Origin of the sequence: Gilliamella sp. BG1 (assembly GCF_046635625.1) — a bacterium.
Lineage (GTDB): Bacteria > Pseudomonadota > Gammaproteobacteria > Enterobacterales > Orbaceae > Gilliamella > Gilliamella bombi.
This window is the reverse complement of record NZ_JBIDFG010000006.1, coordinates 57883-75110: the sequence shown is the minus strand read 5'-3', so window position 1 is coordinate 75110 and position 17228 is coordinate 57883. Positions and strand designations below refer to the sequence as shown.

The following is a 17228-nucleotide window of genomic DNA, read 5'->3' as shown; positions in this document are numbered from 1 at the left end:
TAAATGAATATAGTATTTTATAATATTTAAATAAAATATTATTAAGTAAGCATGATTCTACTTTTAGATACAGATAAGGTCGACTTAAAAATTTATCAATTTTGATATCATAGTGTAGTTTGTATTTGGGTGTAACATTAATGAATTCTTGATTTAATAACATTCTTTCTAGATTTAATAATAGTTCGGCCTTTTGATATTTAATTTGTTTTTTTCTGGAAAAAGATGATTAATTTCCGCAAAGAAATTATCTAGGATTTCTTTAGTGATTTTTTTCGTACACCAAAAACTTAGTTGCCAACAATTATAATTACAGAATGCGTTATTTCTTTTGTTTGCTATTGTTTTACCACAAAATTTACACTGGTTTCTAACAGAATTTTTGTGCTTTTGTATTTTGTTGACTTTTTCATTAAAATGCATTTTACATAGACGATATTGTCTTGCAAGTGGTGTTTTTGCAATGAGTTCATCACATTTTAATCTTTTACATTTAGATTTTAGTGATTTGTTCATTATGATTTCCTGTTTCTATTCGCCTACTTGTTGAAAAAATCGATTATAAAATGTTATAAATTTCTTGTACCCCGCAATTTTTGTTGAAAGAGATAACTCAAAATAATGATTAATATAGTCGACGATTTTTTGAAATAAATATTCTTTCTTTGAGCTTACATCATTTGGATTTTTTTCTATCATGCTTAGTACATCATACGTTATTTTAATGATATCTTTAGTAAATGATTGATCGCCATTGACTAAATTGTGGTAAATCGCTAAAGCCAGTAACTCAAAAAATTGAAAGGTTAGCTTTTCATCAGAAAAATTAATAAGTTTTAATGAATCTTTTAAAAACTTATCAAAGTTATTGCCTGTAGTTTTTGAATGAGAAATAAACCCATTAGATAATGATATGCGAGCAAATTGATTCATCAAATGAAAATAAATAACGCTTTTAATCTCTTTTCTCTGTGATAAAGAATTGAACACCACAAAATGGTTGGCATAGAGCACATCAGTTGGTAGGTAAGAAAGAGTATCGTCATTAATTTTTGTTATAGGCTGGATAATTTCTTGTTTTATTTTCAAACATAATTCAATTAAATCGTTTTTATTTTTTTGTTGGCATTTTTTTGGGGTTCCATCAGGAAAAATTAGACTATTATATAATGAAGTAGTGATCGGTAATGCTTTATCATGATATATTTGTTCACCATTATAGATTAACTCAGTGCGTTTTTTGTTTATGCCTTTTTTATTATTGATTCTCATTTGGGGTATTACCAAAATATTTTGCATCGTATTTGTTCCATCATCATCAAGATGGTGCAGATGGACTAACTTTAATTTAAGCAAAGGGGTATCTTTTTTTAAAAGCACTTCATAATATTTTTTCATCGAAAGCAAGGCGTATAGGTGGTAAATGTCCTCCAAATTATTAACAGATGCCAACCCCCAAGGACTGCTTCGCAATAAGCGCTCTACACGTTGCCATATTGCTGTTTTGGTTACTTCACACACAATAGGATGTTCAACAAAACGCATTGCGATCCGACGACAGTTTGCACTGCAATATCGTTGATTTCTTCTTATTTTGATGATGTTTTTGCATACAGCGCATTTTTTAGGTATTACCTGTTTTTTTATGGATAATTGATTTTCAAATTCAGCAAGATGTTCATTACATAGCCCTTTTTTATATTTAACTTGCGCAGAATAATAGATGAGTTTTTGGCATTTTTTTTAGTACATATCGTTACTAATGGTGACAATGATTTAGCCATGCGATGTGATTAAGTTATTCAATTTGTATTTTAATTTAAGTATTATTCCATTTTCTGTAAAGTATATTTTATGTGTAAATATATAAAATAGCTTACAAATGGAAATACGACAAAGTTTATGTGAATAAACAATCTAGAATAAAATGGAACTGATAGATAATAGCTAACACATTAAATATTATATGTTTGATTTTTATGATATATTCTAGTTTTTGGCGTTCTATCTATTGTTCTTATATTCATAGTAGAGTACCATTTATATGGTTTAATTGTAGGAAAACACCGAATTGTTTACACTTCATGATTAAAATAATCCTCTAAAAAATCATAAGGCGTTTTCCCCGAAATCGCTTTATGCGGTTTAACGGTATTATAAAAATTAATAAAGCGTTTAAGCTTTTGTTTTCTCTTTTGAGTCGCTAAATATTTGCTGATTATGCCACATCTCCATTAAAGTGCTTATCACTCTTTCTGCTTTACCGTTCGTTTGTGGGCGCTAGCAGGTTTGATAAATTTTTGATTGATATGATGATTATGACACATTTTAACAAATATTTTGTTAAAATGAAGGTCGATGAGTAATAGGTGTTTGTCAAATTAAGTTTGATCTACTACAATAAAATTAATTTTACTCATAAATATAATTTATTTTCAAGTAATTAACCTCTTTTTTATGATTCTTATTACGATTTATATTTTAATTAGATTAAATTTATTGTTTACTGGATAAGTTATCCAGTAAAAGGTAAAATAAATTTGAATTTGAATTTTAAATAAATTTTTAATATGCCATTAATAACTAATCAATCAGATTTTCATTTCTCTGGACATGAAACATTCACTTTAAGACATCTTTGGCTAAAGAAAGTATGTGATGCAGCTAATAAAAATTTTATATTAGATAAACATATTTTTTCTGATGATTTCTCTATATCACGTTTTGGTGTTGGAAAAAACATGGTTTCATCTATAAAACATTGGGCTCTTGCTTGTGGAGTTATAGATGAAGATGAAAATAAATCGCATTTTAAATTATCTGAATTAGGAAAATTAATTTTTTTGGAAAATGGATTAGATCCTTATGTTGAAAATATTTCTACTGCATGGTTAATGCATTGGCAGTTATCAGGTTTAAGACCAATTAGTAAGAACAATAAACATAGGAGTTCAACATGGTTTTTACTTTTTAATTCTTATATTTTACCTGAATTTAGTATTAAAGATATAGTTGAACATATAAAACAACATGTTCAATCATTTGGTAAAACTATTGCAGAAAAGTCAATCAAAAACGATGTAGAGACCTGCATCAAAGGATACTCTCCTCGTAGTTTATCACATACAACAGAAGATATAAGTGAACCATTGCTAGCTGAATTAGACCTAATTAAATTCAATCAAACAGGTAAATATTTTTTTGTTCGAGGTCAAAAACCTAACCTATTAAATGGTATTTTTGACTACGCTTTATTAGATTATTGGTCTATGACAACAAAGAGTGAAAAAACATTATCCCTCAATGATATCACTTTTGGCATAGGTTCTCCGGGAAGAGTATTTAAACTTAATGAGGACTCTGTAGCAGAACGATTGTATGACATAGCTGAACGTACAAATGGAATATTTACATGGAGTAGTTCTTCTGGAGTGCAGCAAATTGTTTTGACCAAAAATATAAATAGTTTATTTGATCTAAAAATAGAAAGATTAAGGGCTGCATTTTTATGAATAATATGATGGATGTTTTATCAGAATATATAGAAATATCTCCACAATATCAACGCTCTATAAGAATAGATCATGATCTTGAAAATATAAATTCAATAGAAGGGTTTATATGTCACAAGACCACAACAACTATAATTGAAAATATATTAAATCAATTGCAATATACAAATCAGGGAGCCTATACTTGGACGGGACCTTTTGGAAGCGGTAAGTCTTCACTTGCGTTAATGTTTGCAGCAATCCTTGGTAAAGATGATGATCTTCGTAAAAAAGCGAGAGCTAAATTCTCTAAAGAATTTTTGAAATCTTTTGATAACGTGTTTTCTACCAAAAATGGTGGTTGGGATACATTACCGTTAGTTGGCAATAGAGAGAGTATAGTTCAAAGTTTAATCAAAATTATTAACAGAAAATATCCCAATGAAAATATTCCACAAAATATCAATCAATTAGCATTAATAGAATTATTGCTTAAGATATCTAATAATAAAAAACGAGATGGAATTTTATTAATTATTGATGAATTAGGTAAATTTTTAGAATTTGCTATAACTAATGGTGATGATATTTATTTTCTCCAGGAATTAGCTGAGGCAGCCTCTCGTTCAAAAGGTAAATTTATTGTAATTGGTTTATTGCACCAATCTTTCAGAAATTATGCTTATCAGCTAAATGAAAAACAAAAAAATGAATGGTCTAAGATTCAAGGTCGTTACGCTGATATCCCTTTAATTGTTAATACCGATGAAGTAGTATCTCTTATTGGTAAAGCTATTAACACTAAAAAACGTCCAAATGAAACGATTGATGTTTGCAATAGAGTTGCAAATGTAATAAAAAAGTATAAACCATTTATTAATAAAAAAGAATTAGCGAATCAATTGAATGAATGCTGGCCGTTACACCCAGTAATGGCTATGTTGTTAGGACCTATTTCTCGAAAGCAAATTGGTCAAAATGAACGTAGTATTTTTACCTTTTTATCATCTTTTGAACCTTTTGGATTTCAGTATTATTTACAACGTACTACATTTAATAGTAATTGTTGGTATAGAACTGATAATTATTGGGATTATCTTAGAGCAAATTTAGAATCGGTTATAACATATTCGAATGATAGCCATCGATGGGCTCAATCTGTTGATATTGTTGAAAAAGTAGAGGGTTATGCTAAAGGTAATGAAGGTTTAAAATTAGCTTTAGTAAAAACAATCGCTTTAATAAATTTATTTAAAAATAGTTCGGGTGTAACTTCAGAAACGGAAATTTTAGAAGCTCTATATCCGGAATATTCGTCAAGTTCAATTATTAAGGCTTTATCTGAATTAGCTGATTTAAAAGTTATTATTTATCGTAAGCACATAAATTCTTGGGTAATTTTTGAAGGTAGTGATTTTGATATTGATCATGCTATAAGAAAGGTAAGTACGAATGTTGAAGAATTTAATCTTAATGATTTAAATAAGAACATTGAATTACCTACAATAATTGCAAAAAAGCATTATTATCGTACAGGTTCTATGAGAAGAATGAATGTAAAGCTTATTTACTTTGATCATTTTTCTCATTTATATAAAAAGTTAGCTGAAATCAAATATGAAGATTATTTTGCTACTTTTTATCTTGTTTTACCAAATCGAGATAATTTTGATGAGCTTCAATCCAAATTACTTGAATTGAGTAAGAATTTAGATCAAAAAACTATTATTGGTTATCCGTCAAACTATAAAAAGATAATTTCTTTTGGTGAAGAGTTAGCTTTATTATCTCGGGTAAAAATTGATAATAATGGTATTTTAGAAAGTGATGCAATTGCTAGAAGAGAATTATTTTCAAGAGAACAAGCAATTGAGCTAAAATTACAGGAAGAGTTGAGTACTGCTTTATATAATGCAACTTGGTGTATTTTAGGTGAAGAATATTCAAACCTTAATTTAAATGTATTTGCTTCAAATTTAGCTGATAAGTTTTTTAATAAAACACCTATAATCAGATCTGAATTAATAAACCGAAATAAACTATCACCTTCTATATCTAAAGCAAGAAAAGAGCTACTTTACAGAATTTTTAATAATTTGAATGAAGAAAATTTAGGGTTTGAAAAATATCCACCAGAAAGAGGGCTTTATGACATTGTTTTAAAGTCAACAAAATTGCATAGCAAAGATAAGACTCATAATTGGGAGATAATATCACCTAGTAAAGATAATTCTTTATATGCGCTTTGGGATGCAACAGATAAACTTTTTTCTTCACAAAAAGATAAAATATCTGTGAAAGATATATATCATTTTTGGAGTCTTCCTCCTTTTGGGTTAGCAAATGGAATTAAGCCGATATTATTATGGTGTTATTTTTTATCTAATAAAGATCATTTATCTTTATATAAAAATAATATTTTCTTACCAAATATAACAGATCTAGAAGTTGATGAGTTATTACAAGATGAGAGTATTTTCTCTATAAGAAAAGTTATTTTAGATAAAGATAAAAGAGATTTATTGAAAGGTATATCTGAACTTCTACAAAAATTTAATGTATTGAATACAAAAAGTACTCCACTTGATGCTGCGCGTGGTTTAGTTGGTTTAATATATAAACTACCTGAATGGGCTAAGCGTACCAATAAAATATCTTTGAGATCTAAGAATATTAGAAATTCACTTCTAAAAGCTTGTGACCCTTATAAAATTTTATTTAATGATCTACGATTTGAAATTAGTTCAAGTGAAAATTATTTATTAGAACTTGAAAATGCGATCCAAGAAATAATATCTATTTATCCTAATACACTAAATTCTATTAATGAGATGGTATTAAAACAACTCGGAATTAAGGATCGTAAAGAATTGCATGATAGAGCAAAGATTCTCAGAGGAATTTCATCAGATTATCGATTTAATGCATTTACAGATAGGTTAAGTCGGTTGGACGATTCATTAGAAAGTATTGAAGCGATGATTAGTCTAGTTTTAAATAAACCCTCAAAAGAGTGGAATGATGCGGATTTAGATGAATTAGAATTGCAAATTATTCAATTTGTTACAAAATTTAAGCAATATGAAACTTTTGCAAGCATCAAGAATAGAAAGTCCAATAGATTAGCGATAGCTGTAGTATCAGGTGCAGGTAAAGAAGCTAATCCTCGCATGGTAGAACTACATATTTCTGTAAAAGAGATAGAATCAGCAAAAAAGGCAGTAAAACAAACAGTATCTTCTTTGTTAGATACTGGACTATCTCAAGAGGTTTTATTGGCAGCCTTTACTGAGATTGGAATCGATATGGTGGAAAAAAGTAATGGCTGAACGTCATGTGTTAGGTTTATCTGGGGGAAAAGATAGCGCAGCATTAGCTATTTTTATGAGAGAAACATATCCAGAACTAGATATTGAATATTTTTTTACAGATACAGGTAAAGAACTTCCCGAAGTATATGCATTTCTTAATAAACTAGAAGGATTTTTAGGTAAACCTATACTTAAACTCAATCCACACAGAGGGTTTGACTTTTGGTTAAAAGAATATAATCATTTTCTACCATCACCACAGACACGATGGTGCACAAGACAATTAAAACTCCTTCCTTTTGAACAATGGGTTCGTCCAATGCTAGCTGATGGTGACACTGTTTATTCTTATGTCGCCATTCGAGCAGATGAAGAATATAGGACCGGTTATTCCTCAACTAATAATAACTTAATAATTAAACTTCCATTCCGGGAAAAAGGCATAAATAAAGAAGGTGTTCGAAATATTCTGGCAAATTCTGGAGTAGGCTGGCCAGAATATTATAAATGGAGATCAAGAAGTGGATGTACGTTCTGTTTTTTCCAGAAAAAGATAGAATGGATAGGTTTATTAGAGAAACATCCCGATGAATTTCAAAAAGCAAAAAAGTATGAAAAACTAGCTATTGATCATGGTTCACCGTTTACTTGGATTCAAGGAGAACCTTTATCTGAGCTTGAAAAGCCTGAAAGGATAACCCAAATTAAAGATGAATTTCAAAAACGTTTACAAAAAGAAAAAAAGAAAAAACCTGTAAATCCTCTCTTACCTGAAATTGAAATTATTGAAATTGATGATCTTTATTATGATGATGAAGGTGCTGGATCTTGTAATATTTGTCATAAGTAATCTTAAAATTAGTTGTTTGTGCTCTAAAAATTGTTTCGTTGTATAATGGATGAATATATTAAACGTAAAATTCAGTGATCCTCGCCAAAAAAGTGGACAAAAGCTGCTGTAAATACCCCAAACTTAGTACACAACTCACGTAGAAAATCATGCTGCTTGTTTTAGTGTTTTATACTCAATCGGTGTCATATTATTTAATGCCTCATGCGGTCTTTCGGTGTTATAAATCGTTAACCATTCTTCGGTTATTCTCCTTGCTTGTGCTAAGTTGTTAAAAAGATATAAATCGAGTACTTCAGTACGATAGGTACGATTAAATCGTTCAATATAGCCATTTTGATAAGGGCTACCGGGCTGGATATAATCAATGGCTATATCATGTGGTTTAGCCCAGTTTATAAAGGTTTTTCCTGTAAATTCTGGCCCATTATCGACTCGTATTTTTAATGGATAGCCATGATATTCAGCCAGTTTATCTAAGTAACGGGTAATTCTCCCTGCCGGTAAGCTTACTGCAATATCAATGCCTAACGCCTCATGATTAAAGTCATCTATCACATTGTTACTTATAATTCTAAGTAATCATAAATCATGCTTTTATATAATTCCTATAAATAGAGGTAAATATTTAAAATTTATAAAATTCAATAAAAAACTTCTGTTTTTGACGCAGAACAGACAGTCAAATTTGATGTACCAAGAATAGTAAAGATGTCAGATTAAGTGCAAGCTAGTACACACAAATCAACTAAACTAACCATTACTTGCCTATTACTAAATAATAAGAATATTTATTTAATGTGTCCGGTGTATTTTCTTTAAGTTTTTTTAAATCATTAAAAGTAAATACTAAAATTTCATCATCTATAGTTGAAGATAGTTCATCCTTCTTTAAAGTAATTCCATTCATCAATTTAAGAAATATTTCAAGTTCTTGACCTGTAGGGAATATACCAAATTTTTGAATAATAGAAATACTCTCTTCCCGAGAAAAAACAATATTCATATTATTTTTATTATAATACCTTCGTCCTGTAAACTCTGGATTTTGGGTTGCTTTTGTTAGTTCTTTTTCCCAATTCAAGCCTTTTTCACTATCTCTTATATAGCAGGTAATTTTAGAATCCTCAAAAATAGGTGTTCTAGGTAATCCTACTCTAGATATATTTGTAGCAAATTTAGTTATAATAGCTTGGGCTTGTTCTTGACGTAATTGACCAACTATAGTGAGTTCATTTTTTATTAATTTATCTAAAACCGATTTGATAACCATCATTTCTGGTTTTCTTAACTCCCATTTTAAACTTCCAATTCTATCTTGTATGTTTAAATGTTGTGATTTGAACTCTTTATTATTAATACTAAAAGAGGTTAATGGATTATATTCTTTCCCTGGAATAAGTATAAATTTTTCAGAAGCTATATCACTAAATTTTGAATGAATATAATCACAAGGCATTGTTAGATTTACATAATGTTGATTATTTGTTGTATCTTTTAATATTGTTCCAAAATTTATATACTCTAGATATTTTACATAATTTAATTTATCTACTTCCATTTTATTTGAATTTTTTGGTGGCTGTTTGATACTTTTATATCTAATTGCAATAAGATCGGCCAATAATACTTTAAGTTTTTCATAAGGATCAATAATTTCTGGCGAAGAACTAAATATCAAGTTATTGTGTTTAACTGCTTTTAAAGCTTGTTCAAGCTTTTCTATACTATCATTTTCAGCAATTTGCTCCTCATATTCAGCTAGAAGATTTTTTGACATTAATTCTAATAAATATTTTTGTAGAGATATATGATCTTCTTGTGCTGTTAGTCTTAACTGATTGAGACAACAGGCGTCTATCTCCCATATTTTTTCGGTTAATTTCTCACTAGCTTCCTTAATGTAGCGAGCTAATTCAATTTGCATGTGCTCTTGTTCCTCCATAAAACGTTTTTCATACGCAATTTGAATTAACGCTAATTGCCAATTGATTTTCTCAGCTAAATCTCCATCTAAAGAAGGCTTTTTAATTACTTTAAAACGAGAGCTACTGATTTTATTTTCCTTATGTAAGCGTCTAAATTGATTTTTTAACCCGTCAGAATCATATGACATAAGAATAAATTGGGTTAATTTTTTCTTTTCCTTTATTATGTTAATTAATTCTTCAACAAACGTTATAGAATTAGATCCTTCATCTTCTAACCTATAATCAATTAAAATAAGATCTGGTGGGGTATCAGAATCTATATTTTTTTTTGCTTCTTCTTTATTGATCGCTAAACGAATTTCTGATTCCTGAATACCAAGTGATATAAGACAATCCTTAATAATTTTGATTTTTTGGAACATTTCTGTAAACCTTTCTTTTGCAGGATTTAGTAACTTTTTTTGGTAAAACTCAGGAATAACTGAATTATGAGAAGTAAATATAAAATTAACCAGATCTTGTAACTCTGTTTCCTTCCCCTTAGATTTCAGAATATTAATAATTTTTTTAGTATCTTGGTTCGTGTCGTCTTCTAATTGTTCAAGGATTTCCTTAAACCCCCCTAATTCTAATTTTTTTATTGTAAAATTTTCTTTTGCATCATCATCAATAATTAAAACAAAACGGATTCCATTTTTAGTCATTACGTCTTTAGTATCAATTTTAGTATCAATCATTTCATATTCCTTTTATTCTTATAAAGAGACTATTTATTCTTAGGTAGTTCAAATATAAAATTTCTCAAACGGCCGTCTTCATCTGGAGTCGAATCTAAATATAAATGACCTTTATAATATTTAGTAAGTTCTCTAGCTATAAATAATCCAAATCCTTTCCCTTCTTTCCAACTTTTTTTAGTTGTAAAACCAGGGGTAAAAATTCGTTCTTTGTCTCCGGGCGAAATCCCTGGCCCAGTGTCCGTTATTGATACTGAGTAGGAACTACGATCAATATCTATATAGATCGCATTTTCTGTGGCTGAAGCTAATCTTGGAAATATTTGTGTTTGTGATAGCCAATAAATAGAGTTAGATATAAGGTTTTCCATTACAATAGCAAAAAAACCAGGCACCATCTCTATATAAAATTCATCACATTTTCCTCCATCCACGGTAATATAAGTTTTAATATCATTTGTGATTAGTTTATTTTCATTTCCTTGAATGATGGTTTTTATTTTTTCAATAGTATTGAAATTAGCTTTTTTGTTTCTTCCAAGTTGAGATAAAGGATCAAATTGTCTTAATCTATTATTGATAATTTTTATTTCGTCTTCTAATTTTACCAAAAGATCAGCGGTTCCTTTTTCTTCTTTCTTAGCTAGTTTTTTCAATAATTCTCTTGTTTGTGTAGTACTTCTAACTAGCTCATGTAAAACACTATGCATCATTGTTCCAGCACCGGCTAGTTCAATAATATTTTCTCGTTGTTCTAGAATTGAATTGGCAATTTGATCAAACTCCTTAATTTTATTAGCAACTTGATGTAACTCGTCATGCATAGATGAAAAAACTGCTTTTTTATTTTTATCTGTAGTTTCTTGTTTTAATGTATTAATTGTAGTACGAATTTTTTCGAGTTTTTCAATTGTATTAGAGCTGCCTGATTCAATCACATTCTGTATATATTCTTGTGCCTCACGATCTTTATCACTATTAATGATATTTTTAAATTCTAATAAAACTATCTCTGAGATTATTCTTTTTATGAGATTAACTTGTGTATTTTCGACTAAACCTTCTCTGTTTGAACGATCCTGAAGATATAAGTTTTTACTTTTAGAAATTTCTAATGAAGCAACTATTTGTATTCTATTTACAGTAAAGCCTTGTCCTCTTAATGCACTACGATCTATCTCAAACCAATCCTTATCTGATTGGGAACCTGAATAACCAATCCTAAAACCATCTCTATAAATAGCAACTCCACCACTCCATAAATTTAATTCATCAATTATTTCTCGTGATTCACTACTTAACCCTTGTTCCTTAACTTCACTTTTCAGTATTTTTCGGTTAAACCATTTTAATTTAAAATTAAAGGAGCCTATCTTTGCTAACTCTTCAGGTGTAGTATCAAATTGATGAGCTAATGTATTTAAATTCGTTTTATAAGGAGTAATACTATCTTGATTGTTATTGTTTTTTATTTCTAAAGATAATGAGTTTATGTCTGGTTGAAATTCACAAATAACTGTTTTTTGTGCTAACTGCCAAAGCTTTGGGGACATCTTTTTGACTGGTAATCTATTAGAAATATTTTTTGTATTAAATAAAATATTAATAGGAAATCTATCTGTTGTATCAAATGGGTTTTGGAGTCTTCTTAAAAAACCATCAATGATTTCATTTTTTATATTATCTTTTGTCCATTCTCTGGTAAGTTTAGTAATTTTAATCCTTGTTCCTGTTTGAGATATATTTTTACTTGGTTTCTCAATTTTTGCTAAATCGATTGGTATTTCAGAAAGTGTTTTTCTTACATCTTCAAATTTTTCCCAATCAAAGATTATCTTATGTATCGCGTTGGTAGACTGCCAGCTTATTACTGTTGCTTTTTTCCCAAGCCTCATCATCGCTAATCGTCCGATACCTTTATTTCCTAATATGGAGTTATCACTATTTAATTTATTAGGAGTGCCAATTGTCAGAAAAACATCTTTTAAAAGTTTCTCTGACATTCCATCTCCACTATCCTCAATAAGGATATAGTTTATAGAATCAATTAGTTGTTTAATTTCAGAACGAGATTCTAATTTTCCAATTTTTTGAATAATTTTATCTAGTGCTTGTAATATTTCTTTTGAACATTCAGTATTGATATTATTTTTTAAAATTTCAATTATCGAGGTGATATCTTCCTTATTTACTTTATCTGACTCAGGCATCTCTTGTAGTATAATATGAATTTTATCAATTGCTTTTTGATTTATGGGGATAATGAAATATACATTAACATTGGGAGATTTTGCGTCTATGGCATTTTTGATTAATTCATTTATTGCAATTGCATCAGATGTAATTAATTCTGCTCCTAAATGCAGTAAAGTTCTTGCCGCGATTTGAAATCCAGTCATTTAAAATTCCCCATATTCAATATAACTCTATAGATAATATAAATTAAGTATATTATAAATTAAGGGTTAAGGATACAATCCTGGATACATTCCCTCACCTAAAATCGCTCAACCTAGTTCTCCCAATGCTTTAAGCAGTATCTTCGATTCCGCGTCCGGGCACCAATCACCAAATTCTAAGACCTGCTTCTAACAGGTTTTTTTATGCCTAAAGCCTTTTCAAATAAGCCTTTCACCTTGTTTCACTACTCAACAGTGTTCAACTAAAATTAAGCTAAATCCAGTAATAAGTTAATTTTACATCATTAATTTAATGATTATTTTACTTACACTAACTATAATACATTCTATAAAAATCAATTAGTAAGTGATAAGTTATATAATAAATCTAGAACTAGATATAAATTAAGAACTACGAAAATAAAATATACCTGTTCTTTTTTAATATGAATTTGTAAATTAAAAATGGCACTATTTTTGCTTATTTTATCTGTTACATAGTACTTAACTGTCGTTATATTGTTGTTAAAAGTTATTTTTAATCTAAAATGGAATTTTATTGTAACTTTTATGCTATATCGCAATTTTAATTATAGTACGCTTTGCACTGTATATGTGCAAAAAATAAAAAATATGAATTTAAACCAAATAAAAGTTAATTAATATAAAAATTAGAACGTTTTACTAAATCTATATTTAAAAAATATTAAAAATACGACATTCTTACCTGTGTTTAAATGTTACAAAATCGGTTTACAATTAAATAATTGGAGTGGTTTTATGAGTAATCTAAGGAAATATAAACGTAAATTCTTATTGAGTGCAGGACTAATAACAATGCTTGCGAGTGCACAACTTCATGCTGCTGAAACATTGGTTTATTGTTCAGAGGCTTCGCCTGAAACATTTAATCCACAATTAGCAACAAGTGGTGTATCAATGGATGCAAGTGCAGTTCCTGTTTATAATCGTTTGGTAGAATTTAAATTAGGTACTACCGAAATTGAACCTTCTTTAGCCAAATCTTGGGATATCAGCCAAGATGGTTTAACCTATACTTTTCATTTACGCGATGATGTTAAGTGGCATAGCAATAAAGAATTCAAACCAACACGAAACCTAAATGCTGATGATGTTATTTTTACATTTATGCGACAAAAAGATAAAAATCATCCTTATCACAAAGTTTCTGGTGGACAATATGAATACTTTGAAAGTATGGGATTCCCAGATTTAATCAAAGAAATTAAAAAGATTGATGACCATACTGTTGTATTTGAATTAAACCATCCAGAAGCCCCTTTTTTAGCAGATTTAGCAATGTCATTTGCATCAATTTTATCAGCTGAATATGCTGATGCTATGCTTAAGAAAAACACACCAGAAAAATTAGACTTAGTTCCTGTTGGTACGGGCCCATTTACTTTTGTACAATACCAAAAAGACTCCAGAATTCTTTATAAAGCAAATCCCGATTATTTTGGTCCAAAAGCCAAACTTGATCGCTTAGTGTTTTCTATTACACCAGATGCCGCAATTCGTTATGCTAAGTTACAAAAAGGCGAGTGTCATGCTATGCCATACCCAAATGTAGCCGATGTTGAACGAATGAAATCAGACAAAAATATTGTTGTTAAAGAAATGGCTGGCGTTAACATTGGCTATTTAGCCTACAATATGGATAAGCCGCCACTTGATAAATTGCAAGTTCGTCAAGCATTAAATATGGCCGTGAACAAAGATGCGATTATAAAAGCTGTTTTTCAAGGTGCAGCTGAACCAGCTAAAAACTTTATTCCTCCATCAATGTGGAGTTATAACGATGAAGTGAAAGATTATCCTTATGATCCAGCGCAAGCAAAAGAATTATTAAAATCAGCGGGATTAGAGAACGGGTTTACTATCAATTTATGGGCAATGCCAGTACAACGCCCATATAACCCAAATGCACGCCGTATGGCCGAAATGATTCAAGCGGATTGGGCTAAAATTGGCGTAACAGCTAAAATTGTGAGTTATGAATGGGGAGAATATCTATCTCGTATTCGTGATGGTGAACATGATGCTGTATTAATGGGCTGGACTGGAGATAATGGCGACCCTGATAACTTTTATTCTGTCTTGATGAGCTGTGATGCGGTTAAAGCAGGTTCAAACTATTCACGCTGGTGTTACAAACCATTTGATGATTTATTGCAACAAGCGCGTATTGAGTCAAATCACGAAAAAAGAGTTGAGCTATATAAACAAGCACAAGTTGAAATGCATAATCAAGCACCTGCATTGATGATTGCGCATTCAATGGTTTATATGCCATTACGCAAAGAAGTTAAAGGCTATATTATGGCGCCTCTGTCATTACATGACTTTAACCAAGTTACGCTTGAAAAATAGTATTCCTAACGATTAACCACCAATGTGTGGTTAATCACTACGTTGGGTTTTGCTAAATTTAGAGCTATAAATCTATTTTTTAATAATAATAAAAATTTTATCTATTTTATAAACGATAGTTTAAAAGCAATATTTAAGAGCTACTACATGTTTCAATTTATTCTAAAGCGGTTAGGTGTACTTATTCCAACGTTTATTTGTATCACACTGCTTACTTTTATTTTTGTTCACCTTATTCCGGGTGATCCCATTATGGTGCTTGCAGGAGAGCGAGGTTTAACCCCTGAACGCCATGCTGAATTAATGACTCAACTGGGTTTAGATAAACCACTGTATCAACAATATTTTCAATATATTATAAACATGCTTCATGGCGATTTAGGAACCTCTTTTAAAAGCCAAATTCCGGTATGGGATGAATTTGTACCCCGATTTAAAGCAACATTTGAACTTGGATTTTGTGCAATGTTGTTTGCTGTTAGTTTTGGAATCCCAATCGGTGTTCTTGCCGCAGTGAAACGTGGTTCAATATTTGATCACACAGCAATAGGACTATCTTTAACAGGTTACTCCATGCCAATTTTTTGGTGGGGGATGATGCTAATCATGTTAGTCTCAGTGCACTTAAATTTAACCCCTGTATCTGGTCGTGTTAGTGATATGCTTTTCTTAGATGAAAGTAATCCTTTAACCGGATTTATGTTAATAGATACTTTATTATGGGGTGAAACGGAAGATTTTATCGATGCAGTTACTCACTTAATTTTACCTGCAATTGTGTTAGGAACCATTCCATTAGCAGTAATTGTCCGCATGACTCGTTCTTCTATGTTAGAAGTATTGAGTGAAGATTATATTCGAACCGCACGAGCTAAAGGCGTTAGTAGAATGCGAATCGTCCTTGTTCATGCATTGCGTAATGCAATGATCCCTGTTGTTACCGTTATCGGTTTACAAGTTGGTACAATGCTTGCCGGCGCCATATTGACCGAAACAGTCTTTTCATGGCCAGGAATTGGTCGTTGGTTAATTGAAGCGCTACAGCGTCGAGATTACCCCGTTGTACAAAGTGGCGTTTTAATTGTTGCGGTCATAATTATTTTAGTGAATTTATTAGTTGATATGTTGTACGGGGTTATTAACCCACGTATTAGACATAAATAAGAGTGTTTTTACAGATGAATAAACAGGTTATTACTGAACCAACCAATACGCAAGACACCAGTTTAGTCGTACCTAAACCATTAACGCCTATGCGTGAGTTCTGGTTCTATTTTTCAAAAAATAAAGGAGCAGTCGTTGGACTGGTCTTTATTATTATTGTTGCATTACTCGCTATCTTTGCTAATTTTGTTGCACCACATTCCCCTTCTGAACAATTTAGAGATGCATTACTAGCACCACCCGTTTGGATGAAAGATGGCAGTTGGCAATTTATTTTAGGGACTGACGATGTAGGACGAGATATCCTATCCAGACTCATTTATGGTGCCCGTTTATCCTTATTAGTCGGTTGCTTAGTAGTCATTATCTCATTGATTTTAGGGATTACATTAGGATTAATTGCTGGTTATGCAGGTGGTTTTTTAGACAATATAATTATGCGTGCAGTGGATATCATGCTTGCATTACCAAGTTTACTACTTGCACTTGTATTAGTTGCAATATTTGGTCCATCAATTATTAACGCTTCAATAGCATTAGCTTTTGTTGCATTACCACACTATGTTCGCTTAACACGCGGAGCAACGATTGCTGAAATTAATAAAGATTATGTCATTGCCTCACGAGTTGCTGGGGCGGGAGCCTTACGACAAATGTTTATCAACATCCTACCAAACTGCTTAGCACCATTAATTGTACAAGCTTCATTAGGATTTTCGAACGCAATTTTAGACATGGCTGCATTAGGTTTTTTAGGCATGGGCGCACAACCACCAACACCAGAATGGGGAACAATGCTTGCTGACGTATTGCAATTTGCACAATCTGCATGGTGGGTTGTTACCTTTCCTGGCTTAGTAATTTTAATGACAGTGTTAGCTTTCAACTTAATGGGAGACGGTTTGCGTGACGCACTTGATCCTAAATTGAAACAGTAATGGAGATACAGTC

General features: G+C 30.6%; 11 protein-coding genes. 6 read left to right on the top strand and 5 right to left on the bottom strand.

Annotated features, from left to right (window positions below; translation table 11 throughout):
• Positions 1-174 precede the first annotated feature (174 nt).
• Together ACGH80_RS04130 and ACGH80_RS04125 are read right to left on the bottom strand one after the other, a co-directional pair.
• Positions 175-516 carry a hypothetical protein gene (locus tag ACGH80_RS04130; protein WP_411630588.1) on the bottom strand — a complete coding sequence of 114 codons (342 nt, stop codon included), beginning with the start codon at positions 514-516 and terminating at the stop codon, positions 175-177.
• A gap of 15 nt (positions 517-531) precedes the next feature.
• Positions 532-1545 carry a hypothetical protein gene (locus ACGH80_RS04125; RefSeq protein WP_411630587.1) on the bottom strand — a complete coding sequence of 338 codons (1014 nt, stop codon included), beginning with the start codon at positions 1543-1545 and terminating at the stop codon, positions 532-534.
• Positions 1546-2570: 1025 nt separating this feature from the next.
• On the opposite strand from ACGH80_RS04125, the gene ACGH80_RS04120 reads away from it, so the two are divergent.
• From ACGH80_RS04120 to ACGH80_RS04110, 3 genes are read left to right on the top strand one after another with little or no spacing between them, the layout of a single operon-like run.
• Complete coding sequence (locus ACGH80_RS04120) at positions 2571-3512, top strand: DUF4007 family protein (RefSeq protein ID WP_411630586.1); 942 nt, start codon at positions 2571-2573, stop codon at positions 3510-3512.
• Positions 3509-6820: an ATP-binding protein gene (locus ACGH80_RS04115; RefSeq protein ID WP_411630585.1), complete on the top strand. Its 3312-nt coding sequence runs from the start codon at positions 3509-3511 to the stop codon at positions 6818-6820. Before ACGH80_RS04120 ends, ACGH80_RS04115 begins: the two co-directional genes overlap by 4 nt.
• Positions 6813-7652 (top strand): phosphoadenosine phosphosulfate reductase family protein, encoded by an 840-nt coding sequence (locus ACGH80_RS04110; protein WP_411630584.1) that lies wholly within the window; start codon positions 6813-6815, stop codon positions 7650-7652. The genes ACGH80_RS04115 and ACGH80_RS04110 overlap by 8 nt, the downstream gene beginning before the upstream one ends.
• Before the next feature lie 147 nt (positions 7653-7799).
• On the opposite strand, the gene ACGH80_RS04105 is transcribed toward ACGH80_RS04110, so the two are convergent.
• From ACGH80_RS04105 to ACGH80_RS04095, 3 genes are all read right to left on the bottom strand, one after another.
• Positions 7800-8210, bottom strand: coding sequence for an integrase core domain-containing protein (locus ACGH80_RS04105; protein ID WP_411630583.1), 411 nt, complete (start codon positions 8208-8210; stop codon positions 7800-7802).
• A 202-nt stretch (positions 8211-8412) separates the two neighbouring features.
• On the bottom strand, positions 8413-10320 hold the full coding sequence (locus ACGH80_RS04100; protein ID WP_411630582.1) for a hypothetical protein: 1908 nt from the start codon (positions 10318-10320) through the stop codon (positions 8413-8415).
• Between the two features lie 29 nt (positions 10321-10349).
• Entirely contained in the window at positions 10350-12719 is a 2370-nt protein-coding gene (locus ACGH80_RS04095; RefSeq protein WP_411630581.1) for an ATP-binding protein, read from the bottom strand.
• A gap of 780 nt (positions 12720-13499) precedes the next feature.
• Between ACGH80_RS04095 and ACGH80_RS04090 the strand changes: the two genes are divergently transcribed.
• From ACGH80_RS04090 to dppC, 3 genes are all read left to right on the top strand, one after another.
• Positions 13500-15113, top strand: a complete 1614-nt coding sequence (locus ACGH80_RS04090) for an ABC transporter substrate-binding protein (protein ID WP_297226043.1) — start codon at positions 13500-13502, stop codon at positions 15111-15113.
• A 147-nt stretch (positions 15114-15260) separates the two neighbouring features.
• Positions 15261-16277, top strand: a complete 1017-nt coding sequence (dppB, locus tag ACGH80_RS04085; protein ID WP_034914661.1) for a dipeptide ABC transporter permease DppB — start codon at positions 15261-15263, stop codon at positions 16275-16277.
• Between the two features lie 14 nt (positions 16278-16291).
• A complete protein-coding gene (dppC, locus tag ACGH80_RS04080) occupies positions 16292-17215 on the top strand; it encodes a dipeptide ABC transporter permease DppC (RefSeq protein ID WP_411630580.1) in 924 nt (307 codons plus the stop codon).
• Positions 17216-17228: the final 13 nt, after the last annotated feature.

What these genes read in the sequence shown, in the direction of transcription:
- ACGH80_RS04125 (WP_411630587.1), bottom strand. Translation starts at nt 1,545, where the DNA reads ATGCGTTTTGTTGAACATCCTATTGTGTGTGAAGTAACCAAAACAGCA.
- ACGH80_RS04110 (WP_411630584.1), top strand. Translation starts at nt 6,813, where the DNA reads ATGGCTGAACGTCATGTGTTAGGTTTATCTGGGGGAAAAGATAGCGCA.
- ACGH80_RS04130 (WP_411630588.1), bottom strand. Translation starts at nt 516, where the DNA reads ATGAACAAATCACTAAAATCTAAATGTAAAAGATTAAAATGTGATGAA.
- ACGH80_RS04090 (WP_297226043.1), top strand. Translation starts at nt 13,500, where the DNA reads ATGAGTAATCTAAGGAAATATAAACGTAAATTCTTATTGAGTGCAGGA.
- ACGH80_RS04115 (WP_411630585.1), top strand. Translation starts at nt 3,509, where the DNA reads ATGAATAATATGATGGATGTTTTATCAGAATATATAGAAATATCTCCA.
- dppB (WP_034914661.1), top strand. Translation starts at nt 15,261, where the DNA reads ATGTTTCAATTTATTCTAAAGCGGTTAGGTGTACTTATTCCAACGTTT.
- ACGH80_RS04120 (WP_411630586.1), top strand. Translation starts at nt 2,571, where the DNA reads ATGCCATTAATAACTAATCAATCAGATTTTCATTTCTCTGGACATGAA.
- ACGH80_RS04095 (WP_411630581.1), bottom strand. Translation starts at nt 12,719, where the DNA reads ATGACTGGATTTCAAATCGCGGCAAGAACTTTACTGCATTTAGGAGCA.
- ACGH80_RS04100 (WP_411630582.1), bottom strand. Translation starts at nt 10,320, where the DNA reads ATGATTGATACTAAAATTGATACTAAAGACGTAATGACTAAAAATGGA.
- dppC (WP_411630580.1), top strand. Translation starts at nt 16,292, where the DNA reads ATGAATAAACAGGTTATTACTGAACCAACCAATACGCAAGACACCAGT.